Origin of the sequence: Paracoccus alcaliphilus (assembly GCF_028553725.1) — a bacterium.
In the GTDB taxonomy this organism is placed as follows: domain Bacteria; phylum Pseudomonadota; class Alphaproteobacteria; order Rhodobacterales; family Rhodobacteraceae; genus Paracoccus; species Paracoccus alcaliphilus.
Genome location: NZ_CP067124.1, coordinates 2,507,582 through 2,532,829, shown reverse-complemented (window position 1 = coordinate 2,532,829; position 25,248 = coordinate 2,507,582). Strand labels below are relative to the sequence as shown.

Here is a 25,248-nt window from a genome sequence, read left to right as displayed (position 1 = left end):
GTTTCGATGCCGCGTTTCGCCGCCAATCTGACCATGCTGTTCACGGAACTGCCGATGCAGGACCGTTTCGCCGCCGCCGCCCATGCCGGGTTCACCGGGGTCGAGATCCTGTTTCCCTATGACATCGCCGCCAAGGAACTGGCCCGTGGCGCAATCGCCGCCGGGGTCGAGATGGTGCTGCTGAACTGCCCGCCGCCGAACTGGGCAGGCGGCCCGCGCGGCTTTGCCGCCCAGCCAGACCAGCAAGAACGCTTCCGCAGCGATTTCGACCGCGCGCTGCGTTTCGCGCAGGCGTTGCGCGCGACGCATATCCATGTGATGGCGGGCACGGCACAGGGCGTCGAGGCGCACCGTGTCTTTGTCGAGAACCTGCGTTGGGCCACCGAACGCGCGCCCCATGCCAGCCTGACGATAGAGCCGCTGAACCCGACCGACATGCCCGGCTATTTCCTCAATGACTTCGATCAGGCTGTCGAGATCATCGCCGAGGTCGGCGCCGCCAATCTGGGCCTGCAATTCGACGCCTATCACGCGCAGATGATCACCGGGGATGTCGCGGCGACATGGCAGCGGGTGGCCGCTCAGGTGCGTCATATCCAGATCGCGGGCTGCCCGGGCCGGCACGAGCCGGGCTGCGGCGTGATCGACTATCCGGCGTTCTTCGCGCTGGTCGAGGCCAGCGGCTATCGCGGCTGGATCAGCGCCGAATATGAACCCGAAAACCATACCGAGGATGGGCTGGACTGGCTGCCGCGCAGGTGATTGCCCCATTGACGGCGGCGGCTGCATGTCGCGAAATGCAGGCAGCCAAGGAACCGGGCGCAAGCGGGATTCGTTGCACTGACAAGCGACGGGCGAAACGGCCCGTCACCGTAATAACCGAGGAGAGTGTCATGAATTCGATCATTTATATTGTCGGCCTGGTGGTCATCGTCCTGTTCATCCTGTCCTTCCTCGGCCTGCGCTGAGGGGCAAAACACCTTATGCCGCCACCGCGCCCGTCCCCGACAGGCGCGGCGGCCCGCACCCCTGACGGGCCGGTTGCGAAATAAGCGGGCACATATGACGGCGAGGTGAACGGCAGGTCGCCCGGTCGTTGTTTTCGGCGTTTTTAACTGGTCATTTCGGGCTTGCCGCGTTAGGGCAGCCGCGAAACGCTCAAGAAGGCCCCTATGGACATCCGCAATATCGCCATCATCGCCCACGTGGACCACGGCAAGACGACGCTTGTGGACCAGCTGCTGAGACAGTCGGGCTCTTTCCGCGAAAATCAGGCCGTGGCCGAGCGGGTCATGGACAGCAACGATATCGAGCGAGAGCGCGGCATCACCATTCTGGCCAAGGCCACCTCGGTCGAATGGAAGGGCACGCGGATCAATATCGTCGATACGCCCGGCCACGCCGATTTCGGCGGCGAGGTCGAACGCATCCTGTCGATGGTCGATGGCGTCTGCCTGCTGGTCGATGCCGCCGAAGGTCCGATGCCGCAAACGAAATTCGTGCTGGCCAAGGCCTTGGCGCTTGGGCTGCGCCCGATCGTCATCCTGAACAAGGTGGACAAGCCCGCCGCCGAACCCGACGACGCGCTGAACGACGTGTTCGATCTGTTCGCCAATCTTGGCGCGAATGACGAACAGCTGGATTTCCCGCATCTCTATGCCTCGGGCATCGGCGGCTGGGCGGACGAGGCGCTGGACGGTCCGCGCAAGGACATGACGGCGCTGTTCGACCTGATCCTGAAACATGTGCAGCAGCCCAAGCAGATCGCACGTCAGGACGAGCCGTTCCAGATGCTGGCGGTCACGCTTGGCGCCGACAACTTCCTTGGCCGCCTGCTGAGCGGCCGGATCGAGGCGGGCCGCGTCAAGGCGGGCGATACCGTCAAGGCCCTGTCGCGCGAAGGCGACCGGGTCGAACAGTTCCGCGTCAGCAAGGTTCTGGCCTTTCGCGGGCTGAACCAGCAACCCATCGATCTGGGCGAGGCAGGCGATATCGTCACGCTGGCGGGCATGGCCAAGGCCACCGTGGCCGACACGATCTGCGCCCCCGAGGTGGACAGCGCCCTGCCCTCGCAACCCATCGATCCGCCCACCATCAGCGTGACCTTCGGCATCAATGACAGCCCTCTGGCCGGTCAGGACGGCAAGAAGGTGCAGTCCCGCGTCATCCGCGAACGCCTGATGAAAGAGGCCGAATCGAACGTCGCCATCAAGGTCGAGGATACCCCGGGCGGCGAGGCTTTCGTGGTCTCGGGTCGCGGCGAATTGCAGATGGGCGTGCTGATCGAGAACATGCGCCGCGAAGGGTTCGAGCTGTCGATCTCTCGTCCCCGGGTGATCTATCAGGAACAGGACGGCGAACGGCTGGAACCGGTCGAAGAGGTCATCATCGATGTGGATGACGACTATACCGGCGTGGTGATCGAAAAGCTGACCGGCGACCGCAAGGGCGAGATGGTGGACATGCGCCCCGCAGGTGCCGGCAAGACCCGGATCGTCGCGCATGTGCCGTCGCGCGGGCTGATCGGCTATCACGGCGAATTCATGACCGACACGCGCGGCAATGGCGTGCTGAACCGGATCTTCCATGGCTGGGTGCCCTTCAAGGGCGCCATTCAGGGCCGCCGTCAGGGCGTGCTGATTTCCATGGAGGACGGCGTTTCCGTCGCCTATGCGCTGTGGAACCTGGAAGACCGGGGCAAGATGTTCATCGGCGCGCAGGAACAGCTGTATCAGGGCATGATTATCGGCGAACATTCCCGCGACAACGATCTGGAAGTGAACCCGCTGAAGGGCAAGAAGCTGACCAACGTCCGCGCCTCGGGCACTGACGAGGCCGTGCGCCTGACGCCGCCGGTGCGGATGTCGCTGGAAGAGGCCATCGCCTATGTCAACGACGACGAGTTGGTCGAGGTGACGCCCAGGAACATCCGGTTGCGCAAGCGGTTTCTTGACCCGCATGAACGCAAGCGGCAGGCCCGCGCCGAAGGCTGACCGCCCGGGCTTACCTGCCCAAAAAGCTGACTGTCACGACGACCCTGTTTGCGATATCATCGGGCTGCAGACCAATCTGCGGCCCTTGATGGAGCTGTCGGAATGTCGGATTCGTCCCGGTGGAGCATCCACCCCTGAGCCGCCCGGAACCAGCCGGGCAGTATGACGATACAGCAAAGCCAGCCGCCCCCGCGCGGCCAGCCCTGATCGGTTTTTTCCTGACATACCGCGCCGGAACCCGCATCCGCCGAAAATCGTTCAACCTTATGGCTTGCGGATTGAATTTTTCTCGGGTTGTGGTTGTACTGCATCTGCTTGACGGTTTCCGCCAGCTTATCCGGGTTTGCATGGACGTGACGCCTGCGCGGTCGCGCGGCATCCATGCCCGGTCCTGCCAGCACCTCAGACCCTGCACGGGGAAACGATAATGTATCATCAGAAACCGGACGGAAGCAGCGAACATAACCGGCTTCTTGATGCAGCGATGCGCCTGCTGCATCATCCCGCCATCCGCGTTCCCGAACTGGACGAGATCGCGCAAGAGGCCGGGGTCGAGGAACAGCAGGCCCGGGCGCTGTTCGCCGACAGCCGCGAAGTTTACGAGGCAGCCGCAGAGTGCGCCCTGCTGTGGCTGAACGACGCCTGCATCCGGGCGGTCGTCAAGGTCGATCCCGATGATTCCATGGCCCAGTTCGGGGCTCTGGGCGAGGCCTATATCGACTGGGCGGTGACGAATGAGCCCTATTTCCGCCTGATCTCGGGCGGGCAACTGGTCCAGCTGGTCGGCAGTCCGCGCCTGAAACGCTATCACGATGCGATGCGGGATCTGATGTTCAAGATGCTGGAACGGGCGCGCGACAGCGGGCGTCTGGCGGCGGATGAGAATATCGCGCTGATGGTGATCTCGGGGCGCAGCTTTGCCTATGGGCTGGCGCGGATGGTCGTGGACGGGCGGATGGCCGAATGGTATCCCGAGATCCCCCCGATGGAGGCCGCGCGACAGGCGCTGCATGATTATGTGCTGCGCACCGCGCGGGGCTCGATGCCGCGCGACCCGGCCCGGTAGCCGAAGGATCGACCGGCCCGGCGAATCACGGCAGGGCGGCGTCTGGCCCTGCCGATTGCGAAACCACCCGGAACCGGGACGCTCGTCACGCTGCAACCATGCCGGGTTGTGATATTGTCGTGACTCGCGGTCGATTTGTCGTTTATTCCCTTTGCCTTCCCTCGGGTAAGGGCGCAAAATCATCCTTGCTCGGGTTTCGTTCTGTTGCCCGCCAGAACCATTCCCCGTTGCGCATTGCGGCGGGCTGTGAACGGCGGGTCGGGATCGGCGGCGCGACCGCTGACGTCACGGAAAGGGCAGCAACTGTCTCTTTCCGGGCTGCGGCAGATCTGGGGTTCTGCCGCAGCCGACTTGGCCCGTCCCGCCCTTCCGGTATCGGGCCTTCCTGTCCGGGGCCGGTTGCGCTATCTCCTGTCGGCGAACACAGACAGAAAAAGAGACAGGCGTCGTGACCGACTATATCATCAAGGACATCAGCCTTGCCGGATTTGGCCGCAAGGAACTGGATATCGCCGAGACCGAGATGCCGGGCCTCATGGCGCTTCGCGACGAATATGGCGAGGCCAAGCCGCTGAAGGGCGCGCGGATCGCGGGCAGCCTGCATATGACGGTGCAGACGGCGGTGCTGATCGAGACGCTGGTGGCGCTTGGCGCGGATGTGCGGTGGGCGTCGTGCAACATCTATTCCACGCAGGACCACGCGGCGGCGGCGATTGCCGCGACCGGCGTGCCGGTTTTCGCGATCAAGGGCGAGACGCTGGCGGAATACTGGTCCTATACCGACCGGATCTTCCAGTTCGCGGATGGCGCGGCGAACATGATCCTGGACGACGGCGGCGACGCGACCATGTATGTGCTGCTGGGCGCGCGGGTCGAGGCCGGTGAGACCGGCCTGATCGACGTGCCGACCAGCGAAGAAGAAGAGGCGCTGTTTGCCCAGATCCGCAAGCGGCTGGCGGAAAGCCCCGGCTGGTTCACCCGTCAGCGCGATGCGATCAAGGGCGTGTCCGAGGAAACCACCACCGGCGTGCATCGCCTGTATGATCTGCACAAGAAGGCGCTGCTGCCCTTCCCGGCAATCAACGTGAACGACAGCGTCACCAAGTCGAAATTCGACAACAAATACGGCTGCAAGGAATCGCTGGTCGATGGCATCCGCCGGGCGACCGATGTGATGATGGCGGGCAAGGTCGCCGTGGTCTGCGGCTATGGCGATGTGGGCAAGGGCTGCGCGGCGTCGCTGCAAGGTGCCGGCGCGCGCGTCAAGGTGACCGAGGTCGATCCGATCTGCGCCCTGCAAGCCGCGATGGACGGGTTCGAGGTGGTGCTGCTGGAGGATGTCGTCGCCTCGGCCGATATCTTCGTCACCACCACCGGCAACCGCGACGTGATCCGCATCGAGCATATGCGCGAGATGAAGGACATGGCCATCGTCGGCAATATCGGCCATTTCGACAATGAAATTCAGGTCGCCGCGCTGAAGAACCACAAATGGACCAACGTCAAGGATCAGGTGGACATGATCGAGATGCCCTCGGGCAACCGCATCATCCTGCTGAGCCAGGGCCGCCTGCTGAACCTTGGCAATGCCACCGGCCACCCCAGTTTCGTGATGTCGGCCAGCTTCACCAATCAGGTGCTGGCGCAGATCGAGCTGTGGACCAAGGGCGACGACTACGCGCCCGGCGTCTATATCCTGCCCAAGGCGCTGGATGAAAAGGTCGCGCGCCTGCATCTGGACAAGATCGGGGTAAAGCTGACACAACTGTCGCGCGAGCAGGCCGATTATATCGGCGTGACGCCCGAAGGCCCCTTCAAATCCGACCATTACCGGTATTGATCCCATGACCGAATATTCGCTGTTCACCTCGGAATCCGTGTCCGAGGGCCATCCCGACAAGATCGCCGACCAGATTTCGGACGCGATCCTCGACGCCATTCTGGCCGAGGATCCGCGCGCCCGCGTCGCCTGCGAAACCATGGTCAAGACCGGGGTGGCGATCATCTCGGGCGAGATCACGACCAGCGCATGGGTCGATCTGGAATCCATCGTGCGCAGCGTCATCAACGATATCGGCTATACCTCGTCCGATGTGGGCTTCGACGGCGCGACCTGTTCGGTCATCAACATCATCGGCAAGCAGTCGCCCGAGATCAATCAGGGCGTCGATCGCGAAAGCCTTGAGGAACAGGGCGCGGGCGATCAGGGGCTGATGTTCGGCTATGCCAGCGACGAGACCGACGTACTGATGCCCGCGCCGATCACCTATGCGCATCGTCTGGTCGAGCGTCAGGCACGCGTGCGCCGCGACGGCACGTTGTCATGGCTGCGCCCGGATGCGAAATCGCAGGTGACCCTGCGCTATGCAGAGGATGGCCGCCCCGAAGGCATCGACACGGTGGTGCTGTCCACGCAGCACAATCCCGACATCTCTCTGGCCGACCTGCGCGAGGCGGTGATCGAAGAGATCATCAAGCCGGTGCTGCCCACCGAATGGCTGACGGAGGCGACGAAATATTTCATCAACCCCACGGGAAAATTCGTCATCGGCGGGCCGGTGGGCGATTGCGGGCTGACCGGGCGCAAGATCATCGTGGACAGCTATGGCGGCATGGCGCGTCACGGCGGCGGAGCGTTTTCGGGCAAAGACCCGAGCAAGGTGGACCGCTCGGCCGCCTATGCCGGGCGTTGGGTGGCCAAGAACATCGTCGCCGCGGGGCTGGCCAGCCGCTGCGAGATCCAGATCAGCTATGCCATCGGCGAGGCGCAGCCGACATCGATCAGCCTCAATACCTTCGGAACCGAGACGGTGGCGCATGAGCGCATCGTCGGCGCGGTGCGCGAGGTGTTCGATCTGCGGCCCTTCGCGATCATCCGCGATCTGGACCTGCTGCATCCGATCTATCGCCCGACCGCGACTTATGGCCATTTCGGGCGCGATCCCTATGCGCTGGCCGGAGCGACGGCATTCAGCTGGGAAAGGATCGATCGGGCCGAGGCGCTGAAAGCCGCGCTGAGCTGATCGGAATGGGGTGATTAAAAGGGGGGCGCTGCCCCCCTGCCCCCCCGAGGTATTTTCAAGGAGTGCGAGGGGCGGGCCCACAATCAGCTGGGGCCTGGATCAGGCGGGGCCGTAAAGCTGTCTGGCGCGGTCCTCGAAGGCGCGGACGATGCGCGACATGGCCTCGTGGAACACGACGCCGATCAGCTTTTGCAGGATCGCGTTGCGGAATTCGAAATCGACGAAGAATTCGATGTGGCAGCCGCCCTCGACCCGGTCGGTGAAGGTCCAGCCGCTGCGCATGTAGCGGAAGGGGCCGTCGAGATATTCGGTGTCGATTCGCAGCATGCCGGTGTCGGGATCGGCGGGCCACAGCACCACGCGGCTGCCGAACCGTTCGCGGAAGACCTTGAAGCTGATGACCAGATCGGCGGCGATTTCCTCGGCCCCGTCTGGCAGCGGGCGCCGCGCGCGGATGCGGGCGGCGCTGTTCCAGGGCAGGAATTTCGGATAGTCTTCGATATCGGCGACCAGATCGAACATCTGGTGGGCGGTATAGGGAAGGTCGCGGCTGTCCTGGTGATGCGGCAAGGCAGACTCTTGAAGTTCGACGCGGAATGTCTTTCGATATGCCGCGTCAATTAGCGGGGAAGCGCGCGATGAACAACCTGATCTGGCTGCTTCGCGCCACGAAATGGGCAAGAAACCCGCCAAGCGCCCGGATGGTCAAGCTGGTGCTGGCGATCATTGCCGCAGCCATCCTTATCTTCGCCATCGAAAAAATGGGTCTGTGGCCCGAATGGGCGCAGCTGGAACATGGCCGCGCGCCCAGGTTGCCGCGCTGATCGCGCCGCTCAGCGACGCGATCCGGCCCTGACCCGGGCGGGGGTGGGTGCGGGACGTACGGCTCCGGCGGCGGCCAGAAGCCCCAGCCCGATCATCGCACCTGCTGCCAGCAATTCCAGCATCCTGATCTCTCCTTGTTCCTGCCTTTGGCGCGGGATTACAGCCCGGCCTCGGCAAAGGTGTCGCATTGGTCCATCTGACCAGAACGGAAGCCGCGCATCAACCACTCTTGCCGCTGCGCGGCGCTGCCATGGGTAAAGCTGTCGGGAACCGGGGTGCGGCCCGCATTCGACTGGATCACGTCGTCGCCGACGGCGGCGGCAGCGCGCATGGCCTCTTCCAGATCGCCTTCCTCCAGCGAGCCGAAACGGTCCTGCGCGTGGCGCGCCCAGATCCCGGCATAGCAATCGGCCTGAAGCTCGGTCAGCACCGACAGCGCATTGGCGTCGGCCTCGGCCATGCGGGCGCGCAGCCCGTTCACCTCGGACAGCACGCCGGTCAGGTTCTGGACATGGTGGCCGACCTCGTGCGCAATGACATAGGCGGCGGCGAAATCGCCCTCGGCGCCCATCCGCTGCGCCATCATGTCGAAGAAATCGGTATCCAGATAGACCCGCTGATCCCCGGGGCAATAGAACGGTCCCATAGCCGCAGACGCGCCGCCGCAGGCCGATTGCACCGCACCGCGAAACAGCACCAGTCGCGGATCGGCATATTCGATTCCCGCCTGTTCGGGCAGGACCGGGGCCCAGACCTCTTCGGTATCGGCCAGCACGACCGAGACGAATTCGCCATATTCCTGATCGCGTTCGCTGAGCGGGGCGTCCTGCGCGGGCTGGCCCTGATCTAGCTCCCGCACGATGGGCGAGATGTCGATGCCGAAGAAATAGCCGACCGCCAGAATGGCCAGCATGCCGACCACACCCACGCCCCCTGCTCCGGCGGCGCCCATTCCGCGCCGATCCTCGACATTGCCGCTGCCCCGCCGACCACGCCATTTCATCGTCGATGCCCTTTCACAGGTCGGGGGAACTGCCCCCGGGAAACAAACTTCGCATACCGAAAACGGGTTCCCGCGACAGGCGGTGGCACCGACCGGTTGATGATGGATGATCACAGCGCCGCGACACAAGCGCAAGAGTGCTTGACGCCTGCCGCCCCGCGTCCCATCCAGACGCCAGAGCAACGGAATATCCGCCCTGCCCCACGCGGCGCAGGGCCAATGCGGCGGGACCATGATGACCGGAAAACAGCTTTCCCTTCTGGCGGGCGGCGGATCGGCGGCGCTGCTGATCGCGGCGCTGGGATTTCAGGCGGCGGGCTATGCGCCCTGCGAGCTGTGCATCCTGCAACGCTGGCCGCATCTGGCGGCGGTGGTGATCGCGGCGCTGGTCTGGCTGACCGGCTGGGTCCGGGCGCTGGCGGTGCTGGGCATGATCGCGGCGGCGGTGGCGATGGGGCTGGCGGTGTATCACGCGGGGGTGGAATGGCAGATCTGGGCCGGGCCGTCGCATTGTTCGGGCGGGGTCGGTGATCTGGCCAGCATGACCACCGCCGAGCTGATGTCGCGCCTGCAATCGGCCCCCGTGGTGCGTTGCGACGAGATCGCCTGGAGCCTGTTCGGAATCAGTATGGCCGGCTGGAACGCGATCTTTTCGGCGATGCTGGTCAGGGTTTGGGGTCTGGCGGCGAAACGGGGCGTCCAGAGGGGCTGAATCCGCGTCATTCCGGCCCGACAAGATTGCCCCCAGCGGGCGTGTCGGCTATACCGAAACTCAACAAGATGTTGAGGATTTCCCGTGGCTGACACTCCTGAAGACGATATCCCGGAAACCCCTGAATCGGGCGACGAAGGCGGTGGCACAGCGCGTTCGGTCATGGCCCATGACGGGCCGGTGATCGACATCAGCGCCGAGATGCGGACTTCCTATCTGGACTATGCCATGTCGGTCATCGTCAGCCGGGCGATTCCCGACCTGCGCGACGGGCTGAAGCCGGTTCACCGGCGCATCCTCTATGCGATGGAGGAGACCGGCAACACCAGCGACAAGCCCTATCGCAAATCGGCCCGCCCGGTCGGCGACGTGATGGGTAAGTATCACCCGCATGGCGACGGCGCGATCTATGACGCGCTGGTCAGGATGGCGCAGGACTTTTCCATGTCGCTGCCGCTTCTGGACGGTCAGGGCAACTTCGGCAGCATGGACGGCGATCCCGCCGCCGCGATGCGCTATACCGAGGTGCGGATGGACAAGCCCGCCGCCTATCTGCTGATGGATATCGACAAGGACACGGTCAATTTCCAGGACAACTATGACGGCAAGGACCGCGAACCGACGGTCCTGCCGGCGCGTTTCCCGAACATGCTGGTCAATGGCGCGGGCGGCATCGCCGTCGGCATGGCCACCAATATCCCGCCGCACAATCTGGGCGAGGTCGTGGACGCCACGCTGGCCTTGATCGAGGATCCCGACCTGTCGGCCGAACGGATCATGGAGATCATCCCCGGCCCGGATTTCCCCACCGGCGGGCTGATCCTTGGACGTTCCGGCGCGCGCAAGGCCTATCTGGAGGGGCGCGGCAGCGTCATCATCCGCGCGAAAACCCATATAGAGGAGCCGCGCAAGGACCGTTTCGCCATCGTCGTGGACGAAATCCCCTATCAGGTGAACAAATCCACCCTGATCGAGCGGATCGCCGAACTGGCCAAGGAAAAGCGGGTCGAGGGGATTTCCAGCGTTCAGGACGAATCCGACCGGCATGGCGTCCGCATGGTGATCGAGCTGAAACGCGACGCCACGCCCGAGGTGGTGCTGAACCAGCTGTTCCGCTTTACCGCGCTGCAAACCCATTTCGGCTGCAACATGCTGGCCCTGAACCACGGCCGGCCCGAACAGCTGACGCTGCGCGACTTCCTGACCCATTTCATCGCCTTCCGCGAAGAGGTCGTGGCCCGGCGCACCGCCTATGAGCTGCGCAAGGCGCGCGAGCGCAGCCATCTGCTGTGCGGTCTGGCCGTCGCAGTCAGCAATGTCGATGAGGTCGTGGCGACGATCCGGTCATCCGCCGACGCCGCCGAGGCGCGAGAGCGGTTGATGGAACGCCGCTGGCCCGCCCATGAGATTCTGGAATATCTGCGCCTGATCGACGACCCGCTGCATCCGGTGAACGAGGACGGGACCTATAACCTGTCCGAGGCTCAGGCCCGCGCGATTCTGGAACTGCGCCTGCAACGCCTGACCCAGCTGGGTGTGCAGGAAGTCACCGACGAGCTGAAAAACCTTGCCGATGCGATCCGCGAATATCTGGCCATCCTCGCCTCACGCGAACGTATCCTCGGCATCATCAGCGACGAGCTGCGCGAGGTGAAGGAACGCTTTGCCGTGGCCCGCCGGACCGAGATCACCCAGTGGTCGGGCGACATGGACGACGAGGACCTGATCGAGCGCGAGGACATGGTCGTCACCATCACCTCGGGCGGCTATATCAAGCGCACGCCGCTGGCCGAATTCCGCAGCCAACGGCGTGGCGGCAAGGGCCTGTCCGGCATGGCCACCAAAGAGGACGATGTCGTCACTACCCTGTTCGTCGCCAATACCCATACCGAACTGCTGTTCTTCACCACCGATGGTATGGTTTACCGGCTAAAGACATGGCGGCTGCCGCTGGGTGGGCGCACGGCCAAGGGCAAGGCCATCGTCAACATTCTGCCGATCGAGCCCGGTGTTTCCATCGCCGCCCTGCTGCCGATGGACGCGCCCGAGGTCGAATGGGACAATTATCAGGTCGTCTTTGCCACCGATCAGGGCGAGGTGCGCCGCAACGCGCTGTCGGACTTCACCAATATCATGCGCAACGGCAAGATCGCGATGAAGCTGCCCGAGGGCGTCAGCCTGATCGGCGTACGCATGGCGACGACCGATGACGATGTGATGCTGCTGACCGCTCAGGGTCGCGCGATCCGGTTCCCGACCACCGCTGTCCGCGTCTTCAAGGGCCGCGATTCGACCGGCGTGCGCGGCATCCGTCTGGCGGATGGCGACAGCGTCGTCAGCATGGCCGTGATCCGTCACTTCGAGGCCGATCCGGCCGAACGCGCGGCCTATCTGAAGATGCGCCGTGCCGTGGCCGGTGCGCTGGATGACGGGGCCGAACCCGACGAGGACGAAGAGGCCGTGGCCGAGGGCAGCATCACCCAGGAACGCTATGCCCGGATGTCGGCGGCCGAAGATCTGATCCTGACCATCACCGCCAAGGGCGCGGGCAAGATCAGCTCCAGCCACGATTACCCGGTGCGCGGGCGCGGCGGTCAGGGCGTCATGGCGATGGACAAGGCCATGCGCGGCGGCCCGCTGGTTGCCAGCTTCCCGGTGGAAATGGACAACCAGATCATGCTGGCGACCTCGACCGGGCAGTCGATCCGGGTGCCGGTGGACGGGATCAGCTTCCGTTCGCGCAGCGCAGGCGGGGTGCGGGTCTTCAATACCAGCAATGGCGAGGTCGTGGTCTCGGTCGCGCGGATCGAGGAACCGGCGGGCGCCGTGGATGAGGCCGAGGACGACGCCGCCACGGATGGCAACGCAGGCGGCCCCACCGATGGCGCCGCAGACAACGACGAATGAGACCGGACCGGGGGGCGAATTTCGCCCCCCGTTTCATCTGACGCAAGCACTGCCATTGGGGGCTGCCATTGTACGAACCACATGACCGGATCCTGCGCGATCGGCTTCAAACCGGCTTTCTGGGGCTTATCGCCTTCGCGCTGTTGATGTTCATGCTGGTTCAGGCGCGTTTCCTGCTGATCTCTCTGGCCATCGCGATCATCCTGTTCTCGCTGACCTCGGACGCGATCTGGGGCATATCGACCCGGCTGAAGGTGCCGAACTGGCTGGCCACGACGCTGGCGCTGTTCGGGATCGCGCTGGGGGTGCTGTGGATCTCGACCACCATCGTCGCGCAGGTGAACGAGGTCGTGGTCACCGCCATCACCTATGCCGAAAGGGCGCAGGCGTCATTGCCAGCGCTGACCGAACGGCTGGGACCCGAGGCGCAGGACCGCATCATGACCTTCATCGGCGGGTTCAACATCACCGGCTGGATCCGGTCGCTGGCCGGTCAGGCATCGGGGTTGTTGTCGGGCAGCGTGCTGGTGATCCTGTTCGTGGGCTTCATGTTCGCCGAGCGTTTCTGGTTCAGCACCAAGATCGAGCGGCTGGTGCGCGACCCGGTTCTGGCCCGTCAGGTCGAGGATATCATCAGCTCGATCATGCACCGGGTAAACCGCTATCTGATCGTCAAGACGGCGATCAGCGCGGTGACGGCGGCGCTTGTCTGGTCGATCTTCAAGCTGGCCGGGCTGGAGCTGGCCGGATCGGTCGCGCTGCTGACCTTCGTGCTGAATTTCATTCCCACCGTCGGCTCTATCATCGCCACGGTCATCACCATCCTGCTGGCCTTCGTGCTGACCGGCGACATGACCCTGACATGGATCGTGGGTTTCGCCTGCATTGCCGCGCAGTTCATCATCGGCAATGTCATCGACCCGATGCTGCTGGGTCAGACGCTGCGCATGTCCAGTCTCGGCATCATGCTGAGCCTGTCCTTCTGGGGCGCGATCTGGGGCATTGCGGGCATGTTTCTGGCTGTGCCGATCATGGCGGCGGTGATGATCGTCTGCGCCCATATTCCGTGGCTGCGCCCGGTCGCGGTCATGCTGTCGCGCGAGGGGCTGCCCGACGATGGCAGCGACGACGAACACAAGGGACGCCGCCGCGCCGCCTGACGCCCCGCCCGGTGGCCCCCGATCAGACGCCCGGATCGTCCTCGTCCGGGGCCACGATCATCGCCTGGGTCGCAGCCGCCGCGGTATCATTGCCCTTGGCCTCGTCACCCTCGACCAGAGGCGGGGCGGGCCAGCGTTCGCGGGCGGTAAACGGCATCGCGATGCCTTCCGCGTGGAACCGTTCGACCACGCGGTGATAGATCTCGCTGGTCACGCCCAGCCCTTCGGCGACATCGGACAGAACCGCGCGGATCTCGAAATTCATCGTGTCCACGGTGATGCCCCGGAACAGCACCGCAGGGGCCGGGTCGATGGTGACGGTCGGCTGATCCTCGACGATCTCCATCAGGATCTGTTCGATCTTCCGCGTGTCGGTGGTGGGTGCCACGCCGATCGGCAGGATGATCCGGCCCATCTTGTTATGGCGGGTCCAGTTGGTCACCGGCTGGCTGATCAGGTCGCTGTTGGGGACGATGACCTCGGTGCGGTCGAAGGTCTCGACCTGCGTGGCCCGGACCGAGATGCGCTTGACCACGCCCAGATCGCCATTGCCGGTGCTGATCCAGTCGCCGACGCTGATCGGCCGCTCGATCAGCAGGATGATGCCGGACACGAAGTTCGACACGATGTTCTGCAAGCCGAAACCGATACCGACCGACAGCGCACCCGCGACGATGGCGATGGAGGACATGTCGATCCCGGCCGAGGTGATCGCCAGCAGCGCGGCCAGCACGATCCCGACATAGCCCAGCCCCGAGACCACAGCATTCTGGCCGCCCGGATCAAGTCGCGTCTTGGGCAGGATCGAACTGCGGAATGCCCCCTGCGTCACCCGCGTTGCGCCGTAACCGATGCCGAAGACGATCAGGAAGGTCAGGATGGAACCGGGCGACAACCGCACCCCGCCAAAGCTGACACCCTGCTGGATGGCGGCGAACTGGTCGATCAGATCGGCCTCTCGCGCGCCCCAGATGACCAGAAACAGCGGCACCGACAGCAGGATCAGCACGAAGCCGATCAGCAGCGGGGCCAGACCCTCGCGCGCGCCCTCCTGCCCGCGTTTGACCATGTTGAAAATGTCGGCGATGAAATCCTGCACCGATACCAACACCAGAATCAGCGCCAGCGACAGGCCCCAGGGCCAGATCAGCACATTGCCCATATTGACATAGCCGACCGCCGCCAGACCCACGCCTGCCAGCGCCACCAGCCGCAGGATCGCGCCCACCACCGTCAGCACGCGATAGCGGAACGAGGGATCGTCCGGCGCCGCCCATTTATGCAGCTGCCGCAGCACATTGCCCAGCCGGAACAGCGCGACCGCCGCCAGCAGGATCAGGACGAAATGCACGACCGAGGCCGCGCCTTCAGCAAAATCCATCGGCACATGGGTATCGGGATCGCCCGCCCGCCAATAGATTCCGGTCAGCGGCAGTACCGCATGGGACAGAATGTGGTGGATCGCAAAGACCACCGCCAGCAGGCTCAGCATCCGCCGCGCGCGGGTGCGCCCCTCGTCCGGCATGGTCAGGGTCTGATAGGCGATGGCGGTGCGCGGGAACATGATCCGCGTCAGCCACAGCCCGCCGAACAGGAACACGCCCGCCGCCGGGATCGCATCCAGAAACGGTGCCGACCACTCGCCAAAAAAGCCGGTCGCACGCAGGCCGCGGACCGCCAGATAGACGCCGATCATCGGGATGATGATCTGCCCCAGCGACACCACATAGGCCACCACGGCCCGCGAATGATCCGACGCCCATGCCGACAGCCGCGTCGTCAGTGACGCCACCCAAAGTCGACCCGCCGTCAGCAGCACGAAGGCCGCCACCAGATAGGCCAGTACCTGCGGCAGTCGCGGCTTCAGCTGTTCCCAGACGCCCTGTTCGTCGAAATTCTGGACGAACTCGGCCCCCATCTGCCGCCCCAACTCCACCGTCTCGGATCCGGCCAGCAGCCAGTTCCCCGGAAACAGCGGCGAGGGCGAATGCCGCGCCAGCATCGAGGCCTGACGCTCGGCGGTGACGCGGGCGATTTGCTCGATGATGGAATCGGCGCGGCTGAAGGCCTCGACGGCGGTCAGGCGCGGGGCTTGCAGGCTGGACAGCTGGCCGTTCAGCTCTGCCCGTCTTGTCGCGACTTCGCTTTCCTCGGTCTGCCCTTCGGCCGGGGGATCTCCAAGCGCCGCAAGCTGTTCCTGCACCGCCTTGATGCGGTTGGCATTGGTGCCCTGCGCATCGTGGAACTGACGGCGCCAGTCGGCCATCTCGGAGCGCGTGCGGTTCAGATCCTCGTCGCTGGCCTGCGGATCATCGGCCAGCGCCTCGGCCTGACTGGCCGCGCTTTCCCACCGGGCATAGTCGGGGCCGCCGTCCTCTTGTGCCCAGACCGGCGCGGCGAAAAGGGTCAGCACCGTCAGGACGACGGTCAGAAAAGCGCGGGCCATAAGGATCAGTCCTCGAAGACTTCGGGAACCTCCGGCGCAGCTCGGCTCAGCCAGTCCGGCACGGGCAGCGATTTGGCCCGCAGGAAGTTCGGGTTGAACAGTTTCGTCTGATAACGCGTGCCATAGTCGCACAGTACCGTCACGATGGTGTGACCCGGCCCCATCTCCTGCGCCATGCGGATCGCGCCCGCGACGTTGATGCCGGACGAGCCGCCAAGGCACAGCCCCTCGTCCTTGAGCAGGTCGAACAGGATCGGCAGCGCCTCGGCATCGGGGATGCGCCAGCTGAAATCGGGGGTGAAACCTTCCAGATTGGCGGTGATCCGGCCCTGCCCGATGCCCTCGGTGATGGAACTGCCGGGCGCGTCGAATTCACCGGTGGTATAGAAGGAATGCAGCGCCGCGCCCTCGGGATCGGCCAGCCCGATCTTCACGCCCTTGGGCTGCAACGCATCGGCCACCCCGGCCAGCGTACCGCCAGAGCCGACGGCGCAGACAAAGCCATCGACCTTGCTGTCGGTCTGTTCCCAGATCTCGGGGCCGGTGGTTTCCAGATGCGCCTGACGGTTGGCCACATTGTCGAACTGGTTGGCCCAGATCGCGCCGTTCGGTTCGGTCCTGGCCAGTGCCTCGGCCAGACGCCCGGAATAGCGGACATAGTTGTTGGGATTCTTGTAGGGCGCGGCCGGCACCTCGACCAGCGTGGCACCCGCCAACCGCAGCATGTCCTTCTTTTCCTGACTCTGCGTCTCGGGGATCACGATCACGCTGCGGAACCCCATCGAGGCACCCACCAGCGCCAGCCCGATGCCGGTATTGCCCGCCGTGCCCTCGACGATGGTGCCGCCCGGGCGCAACTCGCCCCGTGCCACCGCGTCGCGGATGATATAGAGCGCCGCGCGATCCTTGACCGACTGACCCGGGTTCATGAACTCGGCCTTGCCGAGGATCTCGCAGCCGGTTTCCTCGCTGGCGCGATTGAGCCGGATCAGCGGCGTGTTGCCGATAGCGGCAGCAAGATCAGAGCAGATACGCATGGCGGCCGACCTTTTCTGGGTGGTGTGTTCAACGCCAATACCTACACATGCCCGCATGGCAGGGGCAACCCCGCCCGACGATCACAGCGCCGCCCGCAACCGTCCGGCCTCTCGGTCCAGCCACAGCGCCAGCAGCGCCAAAGGGCCGTTGGTGATCTGTCCCGCCAGTGCCATCCGCGTCAATTCCGCGCGTTCCACCAGATGGCCGCGGATATCCTCGGTCTCATCGGCCAGCCCGTGAACGCCCTCGATCCCGTCCGGCAGATCGGCGATGCCGACGAACAGATACAGGAACTCGGTCAAGGCGCCGGGACTGGGATAGTGCGACATGGCCTGAAACAGCTGGCCAATCCGCAGGTCGGCCTCTTCCAGCGCCTCGCGCCGGGCGGCAGATTCGACGCTTTCGCCCGCATCGACGCGGCCTGCCACGGCCTCCAACAGCCACGGCTGCGGATCGTGGCGCATCACCGGCCCCATGCGGAACTGTTCGATCAGCAGCACCCGGTCGCGCTTCGGGTCCCAGGGCAGCACGACCACCGCATCGCCGGTGACAAAGCCCTCACGCCGCATATCGGGCGTGAAGCCACCGGCATGGGTGCGATGCGACAGGTGCCATGTCTCGACCGCGAAATAGCCCGCAAAGGGTTCCTCCCGCGCTGTCACCCGCACATCACTGGAATCGCGCAAGGGCACCAGATCGCCGCCCGAAGGCGGGGTCGCCCGCCCCCGGATACGACTGTCGGCCCAGATCCCCAGCATCGGCAGACGGCGCGCGATCTGCGCGGCTGGCCGGTCGCGCGGTGCCTCCAGAATCAGCCGGGCGATCTCGGCGGCAAGCTCGGGCAGCCAGCGGGTTGCGTCCCACGGCGCGCCCTGCCCCGCGCCCTCGACCGCGCCCAGAACCTGCCCCTGCGGGTGCGCCAGCGGCTTCAGCCCCATCACCGCCGCATAGCGGGACAGTTCCGGCGTCATCCCGGTCTCGACCGCAGGCAGATCGCCCGGCGCGGCCACCAGCTCCGGCCAGCCGCCCGCGATGATCCCCGCCTCAGCGCCGCCATGCAGCCGCCCCGAAATCACCGCCTCGCGCCCGTCCACTGACAATGCTGTCCGCAAGGCCGGATGCGCCAGCGGTCCCACCAGAAAAACCCTTGTCACAGATCGCGCCCCTGAAGCTGCCGCGCTGCTGCCAGCCCGGTTTCCCGCATCAATATCTCGAACAGCTCGTCATAGCCTCGAAACAGCGCCACAGACAGTGCCTGCCCCGGACCCGAGGCCGCAAAAGCGATGTAATCCTCGACCTCGGCATCGCTCAGCGGCGAAAGGGACAGCATCAGATAGGCGCGGATCCAATGTTCGGTATCGCGCCGGATCTGCGGCTCTTGCGCCATCGCCTCGGTCAGGATCTGCCCCTCGCTCAGCGGCACGCGATAGCCGCCGCCTTCGGCGAACCCCTGCGAGAACGCGATCGTGCCGTTCAGCGCCCCGGCGACATTCGGCTCGATCAGGTCGGCGACCTCGATCAGCCGGTCGATCTGATCGGCCCGGTTGTCCCCCCGCCGCGCCGCCGCGTCATAGCGATAGAGCGCATCTTCTTCCGCGCCCTCTTCCATCATCGCCCTGCGCGCCGAGTTCTCCAGCCCGACAAGCCGCCGGCCCAGATCGGATTCGTAAAAGGCCAGCCCCCCGGCCAGCAACGCCGGATCGGTGTCCGAGGTCAACCGCCCCAGCGCGTCCTGCATGATCGCGGTCATGCGCTGCGGGTCGTGGATCGCGGCGACCTGCGCCATCCAGCCGTGATCGCCCGGGCTGCCCGGATTCATGCCCTCGGCCTCGGCCACCGCCTCATCGCCCATGATCTCCATCATCCCGGCAAGGTTCAGGCTGTCCCACAGCCTTTGCTGCAACGCCGCCCGGTCGGTGAGGGTCGTTTCCGGAGAGGTCTGCGCCATCACCTGCAATGGCAGCGTCAGCCCGACGGCAAGGATCAGGACAATCAATCGCAGCATCACACGCCCTTTCGCATTCTTCTTGCGTTTTTTGGTCCAAACCCTCTTGCGCTTCAACCCTCGCCCCTCTAAATCCCGGCCTCACCACCCAAAAGCGCGGAGAGGTGCCGGAGTGGTCGAACGGGGCGGTCTCGAAAACCGTTGAGCCTTCACGGGTTCCGTGGGTTCGAATCCCACCCTCTCCGCCAACTATGGTCAGTCAAAATTGTTAAGTATTTAATATTTTCAGATACTTATCATTTCTTGCCGCCCTTCGACCCCCTCCCACCTTCATTTTTGCCCCACATTTTGCTACACTTTCTGCTCCACGGTGGGCGTGAGGGTGGTTGGCAATGCGGATCATGAAACGGGGTGAGATCTGGCATCAACGGCGGCGGGTTCCGGTTAGGTTCCGCTCGGTCGAGACCCGGCGCGAGATCTGGCAAAGCCTGCATACCGACTCTGAAACGGTTGCCAAGCAAAAGGCGCCAATTATCTGGCAAGAACAGCTGAATGCCTGGGAGGCCAAACTCGCCGGTGAAGATGAGGATGCCGAGCGCCGGTTTGAGGCGGCGCGCGATCTGGCGCAATTGCGCGGCATGCGCTATTTGCCGGTGCGCAAGGTCGCGGAACTGCCCCGCGATGCCCTGCTCGACCGGATCGAGGCGATTCCCGAACGCAAGGGCGTGATCGACAGCCGCGAAGCCACAGCCATTCTGGGCACCACCCCAGAGCCGCCCATCCGGATTTCCCGGGCGCTGACGCTTTATTGGCAACTTGCCAAAGACCGCACCCTTGCAAAAAGCCTCGATCAGCTTCGTCGGTGGGAGAATCCGCGCAAAAAGGCGATTGCCAATCTGATCTCCGTGATCGGGGACAAGCCCCTGGCCGAAATTACCGGCGATGACATGCTGGATTTTCGGGATTGGTGGCTGGAACGGATGCGAGCCGAGAACCTGACTGCCAATAGCGCGAACAAAGACCTGACCCATCTTGGCGATGTCCTGAAAACCGTCAACAGCATGAAGCGCCTCGGCCTGACCCTTCCGCTGTCAGAACTGTCCTTCAAGGAAGGCAAAACAGGCAAACGCCCCGCCTTCAGCGATGGCTGGATCCGTGACAAGCTTTTGGCGGCGAATGCGCTGGATGGTCTTAATGATGAGGCGCGGGGCATTTTTCTGGTGATGATCAATACCGGCATGCGCCCGAGCGAGATTGCCGGTCTGCGCCCCGATGAAATCAAGCTTGAGCGCGTCTATCCCCACCTGTCCCTGCAGCCGATCGGGCGCGAGCTGAAATCAGAAAATGCCGCGCGGGTGATACCGCTGCTTGGCGTTTCGCTCACCGCGCTGAAGGTCTTTCCCGACGGGTTCCCGCGGTATCGCAACAACTCGGCCACGCTCAGCGGGACCATCAACAAATATCTCGTTGAAAACGGATTGAAAGAGACATCGGCCCATACGCTGTACAGTCTGCGCCATGCCTTTGAAGACCGTATGCTCGCCGCCGGAATTGACGAGCGGATCCGGCGCGATCTGATGGGGCATTCTTTGGGGCGCGTGCGTTATGGTGAAGGGGGCAAGCTTCAGCAGGTGACGCGTTTGCTGGAACCGATCTCGTTTTGAATGACGATGGCCCGTGCCCGGACCAGGACATCATCATGCTGCCGGGCTTGCTCAAGTTCGATTTCTCGCTCAAGCCTGACGAAAACCGGGGCGAAGGCCGGATCATGTTCCAGCAACCGCGCGACCTTGACCAGGGCACGACGCAGACGCTCGAGTGTCTCTGCGCTTCTGTCTGGTCGGGAGGAAGGGGTCCGTCGCGCAACAGCACCCGCATTCGCAGGCAAACGTGCGTTTCGGGACATGCATGCGGCAAAAGAAGGCGCCGCAAGCGGTCCCTTTCTCCGGTTCACATCGATTTCGCCCCGTTGCCGCATCAAGCACTTTTACGTTCTGCCCATTGTGGCCCAAAACCGCCACAGGAAGGAATATAGCTGAACAAACTTTGAAAGGCTTGGCCGGAACCGCCAATTCGAGGTTCTGCAGGTCCCAATTATGTGGATAACTATAGCGAGGGTGCCGCCGCCCCCTGATGGGCGGTGAGATTTGGGTTGGCATTTGGTGATACGCAAGTGCTGGACAGGACGTAAGCGCGACGCTGATCACCTCCTGCCGCTGGTGATCTGAAGGACCCGGCCGTCCGCAAGGCCAACCGACGCGAGCAATCCGCCCCGATCATCTCCGCGCTCAAGCCCTGGCTGGAGACCCAGCTCTCGCGCATCCCGCAGAAATCCCTGCTGGCCGAGGATATCCGCTACACCCTCGCGCACTGGCCCGGCCTGATCCGCTTTATCGACGATGGCGCCCACGATGGCCGCAGCGCATGTCAGTCACACCTGTGGCAATCCATACCTTGGTCGTGTCGCGAAGGCTGTGGAAATTCCCTGGCGGCTTGCTCCGGGCATGTGAAGTTGGCGCGGGTCAGGCGGCGAGGTCAAGTGCCATCGGCTCAAGCGGCTGAGCAAGGGTCTCCCATCCGTCGACCTTGCGCATCTGGATCTGCCCCGAGGCCAACAACGCCCAGAGCAGCATCGGCACGGTTTTGGCGCAGGGCAGCACGGTCTGGGTCTTGATCCGGCGCCGAAACTCCTCGTTCAAACGTTCTATCGTATTGGTGGTCCGTGCGGATTTCCATTGCGAGGGATCGAGGCGGGTGAAGCCGAAGAGGCGATCGCCGGCCTCCTTAAGGCTATCGGCCACCGCCCGGCACTTGAGCTTCCACTTGCGCAGGAAGGCCTTGCGGCGCTTCTCGATCTCGGCGGCGGTATCGGCGTAGATCATGTCGCGGTAATCCTCGCTCAGCTCGTCATGCAAGCGCTTGGGCGCGTGGCCGAGCAGGTTTCGGTGCTTGGTATCTGGCGTCTCTGTCCCATTGAGATTTGCGGTTTCGGACCTGCGGCTGAGCGGCGATTTTTCTTCTGAAGTTTCAGAAGGGAGTTGGAATGGCGGATGGCGGGGACGGATTTGTCGGGCGTTGCGAGGTTGTAGAGCCTCGTCGGAGGAACCGGCGCTGGCCTGACGATGTGAAGGCTCGGATTGTCGCGGAGAGCCTGCAACCCGGTGTTCGGGTTGCGGATGTGGCGCGTCGTCATGACATGCAGCCCCACCATCTTTCGGAATGGCGTAGCCGTGCTCGGCGCGGATTGTTGGCTCTGCCGGCCGATTTCATGGCGCGGCCCGAGTTGCCCCGCTCCATTTCCCCGGAGCCGTTTTTTGTGCCGCTGGCGGTTGACGATCCTTCTGATCGACAAGCCGGGAAGGCCGTGCCTGTGGCGCCTGATCGGCACAGGCACGGGATCCAGAAGGCTTTTGTGGCGATGCAGTTCGAGCTTTCGGTCGAACGGGCGGCCCGCCAGCACGAGCAGGCGGTGGTGGCCGAGAAGGAAGCCTTCATCACCGAACTGAAGGCGCTGATCGAGAAGCTGGAAGGCCAGGTCCGGGATTACCGGCGCACGAAGTTCGGACCGAAATCGGAAAAGATGGACCCGGCGCAACTGGCACTGGCGCTGGAAGATCTGGAAACGGCCATTGCCGAGACCCACGCACAGATCGCGGACGTCGAGGACAGGATCGCGGCCAGCGAACCAGAGCCCGAGAAGCGCAAGCCGCGACCGCCCCGCAAGGCACGGGCATTGCCCGAGAGCCTGCCGCGCGTCGAGCGGGTGGTCGAGCCCGACAGCATCGTCTGCCCCTGCGGTTGCGGGGACATGGTCCGGATCGGCGAGGACCGGAGCGAACGGCTGGGTTACATCCCGGCACGTTATCAGGTGATCGCCACGGTGCGCCCCCGTTATGCCTGCCCCAAGGGGCGAGCCGGTGTGGTGCAGGCCAAGGCACCCGCGCATCTTCTGGAGGGCAGTTGGCCGACCGAGGCACTGCTGGCGCAGATCGCCGTTTCCAAGCATTCCGAGCATATGCCGCTGAACCGGCAGGCCGTGGTGATGGCGCGGCACGGGCTGCCGATCGAGCGCTCGGTGCTGGCCGACTGGATGGGCCGGACCGGTGCCCTGATCGCGCCCGTGGTCGACCACATGGCCAGGCGGCTGATGGCGGAAAGCACGCGGCTCTATGTCGATGAAACCACCGCCCCGGTGCTCGATCCAGGGCGTGGCACGACGAAAACCGGCTACCTCTGGGCCGTTTTACGGGACGACCGGGGGTGGGGCGGCACCGCTCCGCCCGGCGTGGTGTTCCACTACCGGCCCGGGCGTAAGGGCGAATATGCCGCTGAAATCCTTGCTGGCTTCGATGGCACGATCCAGGTTGATGCCTATGGTGCCTATACCCATCTCGCCACGCCAAAACGCACCGGCGGCGCTCCCTTGCGGTTGGCCTTTTGTTGGGCGCACGGCCGGCGCAAGTTGATCAAGGCCAAGCCGAAGAAAGGCTCACCGATCATCGATGAGGCGCTCCTGCGCATTGCTGCGCTCTACAAGGTCGAGGATGCCATCCGCGGAAGCGATCCGGAACATCGACGGGCCGTCCGGCAGAAACTGTCCCGCCCCCTGGTCGACGCGTTCTTTACCTGGCTGAAGGCACAGGCTGCCCGCGTCTCGCGAAAATCCGACCTTGGTGAGGCCATGGCCTATATGCTGAAGCGCCAGGACGGCTTCCGGCTGTTCCTTGATAACAGCCGCGTCGACATCGACTCCAACCTGGTCGAGAATGCCATCCGAAGCCCGGCCATGAACCGCCGCAACGCATTGTTTGCCGGCCATGACGAGGGCGGACGCAACTGGGCTCGCTTCGCCAGCCTCATCGGCACATGCAAGATGAATGGCGTCGAGCCCTATGCCTACCTGCGCGATCTCTTCACGCGCCTGGCCAACGGCCACCTGGAAAAAGACATCGACGCCCTGATGCCCTGGGCATATGCCCAAACGGCGAAACCAGCCGGGATGAACTCATAAAGGACTCCTTTCTGAGCTACGAACGGGCGTCAGCTCTGTCCGGCACCCCGCGGCGCAAGCCTGAAATCAATGGGGCGCAGCCGCCGCATACGGTGCTTGTGAACGGTGCAGCGTTGAAAGGGCAGGTCCTCGCCCCAGAGCGCCACGAGCGCGGCTTCCAGGCCGGGGGCGCCGTCAACGATCACGAACTCCGGCCGCCTCAGGCCCCGCGCATCCAGATCGGTGAGGAACTGGCTCCAGGCAGCCGTGCTTTCGCCGCCCATATTCTTGATCGAGATCAGCACCTTTTGCCCGTCGCGACGGACGCCGATCGCGGCCAGGACCGAGATGCTGGTGGCCTTGCGGTCCAGCCGGGTCTTGATGACGGTGCCATCGAGAATGAGCCGGACGATGTCCTCCTCGGCCAGGTCACGCATGGACCAAGCGTCCCAATCCACCTTCACCTTGCGCCAGGCCCGGCTGACCACGTCCTTGCTCACTGCCCCCTCGAACAGACCAAACAGCGCCCGCTTGACCCGACGCGTATTGGTTCCGGACAGGTAGACCGCCGCGATCAGGGCCTCGGCCTTCTTCGTCAACCGCTGGTAGCGCGGCAATGCCTGCGAGCGTCATTCGGTGACTTTGCCCGCCTCGTCCTCGATCCGGGCGCGCGGCACCCGCACCGTCTCGGTCCCGAATGTGCCGGTCAACTGTCGGTCGCGATGCCCATGGCGGTAGCCCTTGGCCTTGTCGTCGCCGCGTCCATAGCGGAGGCGACCGAGAAATTCGGCCAGTTCCTCTTCGAACAACGCCTCGATGGTGGCGCGCACGTTCGCCCGCAGACGGTCTTCGATCGGATCATATCCCGTTGCGTCAGGCAGTAGCGAAAAAGACGAGCTGTCGATATTCTGCTTCATGGCGTGATCTCCCTGGCGGTTGCCGCCGCCGGTTGGGTGGGTGTCAGTTCACCCGGAGATTACGCCGCCAGCCAATTTCCACCAGTTCCGAGACACGACCCGAGGCCGGATGTCAGTCTTTTCCTCTCGTTTTCGAAGGCTTATCGGTGAGTCCTGACGCTCAGATCACCACTCGGGTGCCAGCCCGCCGTTTCCCTGTATCTGCACGCCATGGCCCTGCTAC

The 25,248-nt window shown here is 64.3% G+C and carries 19 protein-coding genes, 1 tRNA gene and 4 pseudogenes; 15 read left to right on the top strand and 9 right to left on the bottom strand.

The window, feature by feature from the left end; all coding sequences use genetic code 11:
• Positions 1-6 precede the first annotated feature (6 nt).
• From JHW40_RS13115 to typA, 3 genes are all read left to right on the top strand, one after another.
• Entirely contained in the window at positions 7-762 is a 756-nt protein-coding gene (locus JHW40_RS13115; protein WP_090616684.1) for a hydroxypyruvate isomerase family protein, read from the top strand.
• A gap of 35 nt (positions 763-797) precedes the next feature.
• Positions 798-968, top strand: a complete 171-nt coding sequence (locus JHW40_RS13110; protein WP_272848987.1) for a hypothetical protein — start codon at positions 798-800, stop codon at positions 966-968.
• Between the two features lie 204 nt (positions 969-1,172).
• Positions 1,173-2,993, top strand: a complete 1,821-nt coding sequence (gene typA, locus JHW40_RS13105; protein WP_090616682.1) for a translational GTPase TypA — start codon at positions 1,173-1,175, stop codon at positions 2,991-2,993.
• A gap of 56 nt (positions 2,994-3,049) precedes the next feature.
• Here typA and JHW40_RS13100 read toward each other — a convergent pair whose 3' ends face one another.
• Positions 3,050-3,376 (bottom strand): hypothetical protein, encoded by a 327-nt coding sequence (locus tag JHW40_RS13100; protein WP_139208246.1) that lies wholly within the window; start codon positions 3,374-3,376, stop codon positions 3,050-3,052.
• Between the two features lie 44 nt (positions 3,377-3,420).
• Between JHW40_RS13100 and JHW40_RS13095 the strand changes: the two genes are divergently transcribed.
• The 3 genes from JHW40_RS13095 (at position 3,421) to metK (ending at position 7,082) form a co-directional block, all read left to right on the top strand.
• Positions 3,421-4,059 (top strand): TetR/AcrR family transcriptional regulator, encoded by a 639-nt coding sequence (locus JHW40_RS13095; RefSeq protein ID WP_090616680.1) that lies wholly within the window; start codon positions 3,421-3,423, stop codon positions 4,057-4,059.
• A gap of 448 nt (positions 4,060-4,507) precedes the next feature.
• Complete coding sequence (ahcY, locus tag JHW40_RS13090) at positions 4,508-5,899, top strand: adenosylhomocysteinase (RefSeq protein WP_244519334.1); 1,392 nt, start codon at positions 4,508-4,510, stop codon at positions 5,897-5,899.
• A 4-nt stretch (positions 5,900-5,903) separates the two neighbouring features.
• Positions 5,904-7,082 (top strand): methionine adenosyltransferase, encoded by a 1,179-nt coding sequence (gene metK / locus JHW40_RS13085; protein ID WP_090616676.1) that lies wholly within the window; start codon positions 5,904-5,906, stop codon positions 7,080-7,082.
• Positions 7,083-7,181: 99 nt separating this feature from the next.
• Here the strand turns inward: metK and JHW40_RS13080 are convergent, their stop codons facing one another.
• Positions 7,182-7,652: a type II toxin-antitoxin system RatA family toxin gene (locus JHW40_RS13080; RefSeq protein WP_090616675.1), complete on the bottom strand. Its 471-nt coding sequence runs from the start codon at positions 7,650-7,652 to the stop codon at positions 7,182-7,184.
• Positions 7,653-7,720: 68 nt separating this feature from the next.
• Here JHW40_RS13080 and JHW40_RS13075 point away from each other — a divergent pair, with 68 nt between their 5' ends.
• Positions 7,721-7,906: a hypothetical protein gene (locus tag JHW40_RS13075; RefSeq protein WP_090616709.1), complete on the top strand. Its 186-nt coding sequence runs from the start codon at positions 7,721-7,723 to the stop codon at positions 7,904-7,906.
• Positions 7,907-8,064: 158 nt separating this feature from the next.
• Here JHW40_RS13075 and ypfJ read toward each other — a convergent pair whose 3' ends face one another.
• Positions 8,065-8,910, bottom strand: coding sequence for a KPN_02809 family neutral zinc metallopeptidase (gene ypfJ / locus JHW40_RS13070; protein ID WP_090616673.1), 846 nt, complete (start codon positions 8,908-8,910; stop codon positions 8,065-8,067).
• Positions 8,911-9,142: 232 nt separating this feature from the next.
• Here ypfJ and JHW40_RS13065 point away from each other — a divergent pair, with 232 nt between their 5' ends.
• The 3 genes from JHW40_RS13065 to JHW40_RS13055 all read left to right on the top strand — a co-directional run bounded on the left by JHW40_RS13065 (position 9,143) and on the right by JHW40_RS13055 (position 13,689).
• A complete protein-coding gene (locus tag JHW40_RS13065; RefSeq protein ID WP_336390095.1) occupies positions 9,143-9,622 on the top strand; it encodes a disulfide bond formation protein B in 480 nt (159 codons plus the stop codon).
• A 162-nt stretch (positions 9,623-9,784) separates the two neighbouring features.
• A complete protein-coding gene (gyrA, locus tag JHW40_RS13060; RefSeq protein WP_090616704.1) occupies positions 9,785-12,529 on the top strand; it encodes a DNA gyrase subunit A in 2,745 nt (914 codons plus the stop codon).
• Positions 12,530-12,597: 68 nt separating this feature from the next.
• Positions 12,598-13,689 carry an AI-2E family transporter gene (locus JHW40_RS13055; protein ID WP_244519333.1) on the top strand — a complete coding sequence of 364 codons (1,092 nt, stop codon included), beginning with the start codon at positions 12,598-12,600 and terminating at the stop codon, positions 13,687-13,689.
• A 22-nt stretch (positions 13,690-13,711) separates the two neighbouring features.
• Here the strand turns inward: JHW40_RS13055 and JHW40_RS13050 are convergent, their stop codons facing one another.
• The 4 genes from JHW40_RS13050 to JHW40_RS13035 all read right to left on the bottom strand — a co-directional run bounded on the left by JHW40_RS13050 (position 13,712) and on the right by JHW40_RS13035 (position 19,178).
• Positions 13,712-16,135 (bottom strand): DUF3772 domain-containing protein, encoded by a 2,424-nt coding sequence (locus JHW40_RS13050; protein ID WP_090616671.1) that lies wholly within the window; start codon positions 16,133-16,135, stop codon positions 13,712-13,714.
• A 5-nt stretch (positions 16,136-16,140) separates the two neighbouring features.
• Positions 16,141-17,172 carry a cysteine synthase A gene (locus JHW40_RS13045; protein WP_090616669.1) on the bottom strand — a complete coding sequence of 344 codons (1,032 nt, stop codon included), beginning with the start codon at positions 17,170-17,172 and terminating at the stop codon, positions 16,141-16,143.
• 81 nt (positions 17,173-17,253) lie between these two features.
• Positions 17,254-18,327, bottom strand: a complete 1,074-nt coding sequence (locus JHW40_RS13040; RefSeq protein ID WP_244519332.1) for an NUDIX domain-containing protein — start codon at positions 18,325-18,327, stop codon at positions 17,254-17,256.
• The gene (locus tag JHW40_RS13035) at positions 18,324-19,178 is read right to left on the bottom strand and encodes a DUF2059 domain-containing protein (RefSeq protein WP_090616667.1); all 855 of its coding nucleotides are present in this window, start codon (positions 19,176-19,178) and stop codon (positions 18,324-18,326) included. The genes JHW40_RS13040 and JHW40_RS13035 overlap by 4 nt, the downstream gene beginning before the upstream one ends.
• A gap of 98 nt (positions 19,179-19,276) precedes the next feature.
• Between JHW40_RS13035 and JHW40_RS13030 the strand changes: the two genes are divergently transcribed.
• The 3 genes and pseudogenes from JHW40_RS13030 to JHW40_RS24025 all read left to right on the top strand — a co-directional run.
• A tRNA-Ser gene (locus tag JHW40_RS13030) sits at positions 19,277-19,366 on the top strand.
• Positions 19,367-19,510: 144 nt separating this feature from the next.
• Entirely contained in the window at positions 19,511-20,782 is a 1,272-nt protein-coding gene (locus tag JHW40_RS13025) for a DUF6538 domain-containing protein (RefSeq protein ID WP_090616666.1), read from the top strand.
• A gap of 560 nt (positions 20,783-21,342) precedes the next feature.
• Positions 21,343-21,465, top strand: a pseudogene (locus JHW40_RS24025) (hypothetical protein); the annotation flags it as partial.
• A gap of 175 nt (positions 21,466-21,640) precedes the next feature.
• On the opposite strand, the pseudogene JHW40_RS13015 reads toward JHW40_RS24025, so the two are convergent.
• Positions 21,641-22,069 (bottom strand): annotated as a pseudogene (locus JHW40_RS13015) (transposase); the annotation flags it as partial.
• 92 nt (positions 22,070-22,161) lie between these two features.
• Between JHW40_RS13015 and JHW40_RS24340 the strand changes: the two are divergent.
• Positions 22,162-22,326: pseudogene (locus tag JHW40_RS24340) on the top strand (transposase); the annotation flags it as partial.
• Between the two features lie 210 nt (positions 22,327-22,536).
• Complete coding sequence (gene tnpC, locus JHW40_RS13005) at positions 22,537-24,129, top strand: IS66 family transposase (RefSeq protein ID WP_272849109.1); 1,593 nt, start codon at positions 22,537-22,539, stop codon at positions 24,127-24,129.
• Between the two features lie 89 nt (positions 24,130-24,218).
• Here the strand turns inward: tnpC and JHW40_RS13000 are convergent.
• A pseudogene (locus JHW40_RS13000) lies at positions 24,219-25,025 on the bottom strand (IS256 family transposase); the annotation flags it as partial.
• Positions 25,026-25,248: the final 223 nt, after the last annotated feature.

Bases quoted from the DNA above. Each gene is read 5' to 3' on its own strand.
- JHW40_RS13115 (WP_090616684.1), top strand. From the start codon at position 7: ATGCCGCGTTTCGCCGCCAATCTGACCATGCTGTTCACGGAACTGCCG.
- JHW40_RS13110 (WP_272848987.1), top strand. From the start codon at position 798: ATGCAGGCAGCCAAGGAACCGGGCGCAAGCGGGATTCGTTGCACTGAC.
- typA (WP_090616682.1), top strand. From the start codon at position 1,173: ATGGACATCCGCAATATCGCCATCATCGCCCACGTGGACCACGGCAAG.
- JHW40_RS13100 (WP_139208246.1), bottom strand. From the start codon at position 3,376: ATGGATGCCGCGCGACCGCGCAGGCGTCACGTCCATGCAAACCCGGAT.
- JHW40_RS13095 (WP_090616680.1), top strand. From the start codon at position 3,421: ATGTATCATCAGAAACCGGACGGAAGCAGCGAACATAACCGGCTTCTT.
- metK (WP_090616676.1), top strand. From the start codon at position 5,904: ATGACCGAATATTCGCTGTTCACCTCGGAATCCGTGTCCGAGGGCCAT.
- JHW40_RS13075 (WP_090616709.1), top strand. From the start codon at position 7,721: ATGAACAACCTGATCTGGCTGCTTCGCGCCACGAAATGGGCAAGAAAC.
- ypfJ (WP_090616673.1), bottom strand. From the start codon at position 8,910: ATGAAATGGCGTGGTCGGCGGGGCAGCGGCAATGTCGAGGATCGGCGC.
- JHW40_RS13065 (WP_336390095.1), top strand. From the start codon at position 9,143: ATGATGACCGGAAAACAGCTTTCCCTTCTGGCGGGCGGCGGATCGGCG.
- gyrA (WP_090616704.1), top strand. From the start codon at position 9,785: ATGGCCCATGACGGGCCGGTGATCGACATCAGCGCCGAGATGCGGACT.
- JHW40_RS13050 (WP_090616671.1), bottom strand. From the start codon at position 16,135: ATGGCCCGCGCTTTTCTGACCGTCGTCCTGACGGTGCTGACCCTTTTC.
- JHW40_RS13045 (WP_090616669.1), bottom strand. From the start codon at position 17,172: ATGCGTATCTGCTCTGATCTTGCTGCCGCTATCGGCAACACGCCGCTG.
- JHW40_RS13035 (WP_090616667.1), bottom strand. From the start codon at position 19,178: ATGCTGCGATTGATTGTCCTGATCCTTGCCGTCGGGCTGACGCTGCCA.
- JHW40_RS13025 (WP_090616666.1), top strand. From the start codon at position 19,511: ATGCGGATCATGAAACGGGGTGAGATCTGGCATCAACGGCGGCGGGTT.
- tnpC (WP_272849109.1), top strand. From the start codon at position 22,537: ATGCAGTTCGAGCTTTCGGTCGAACGGGCGGCCCGCCAGCACGAGCAG.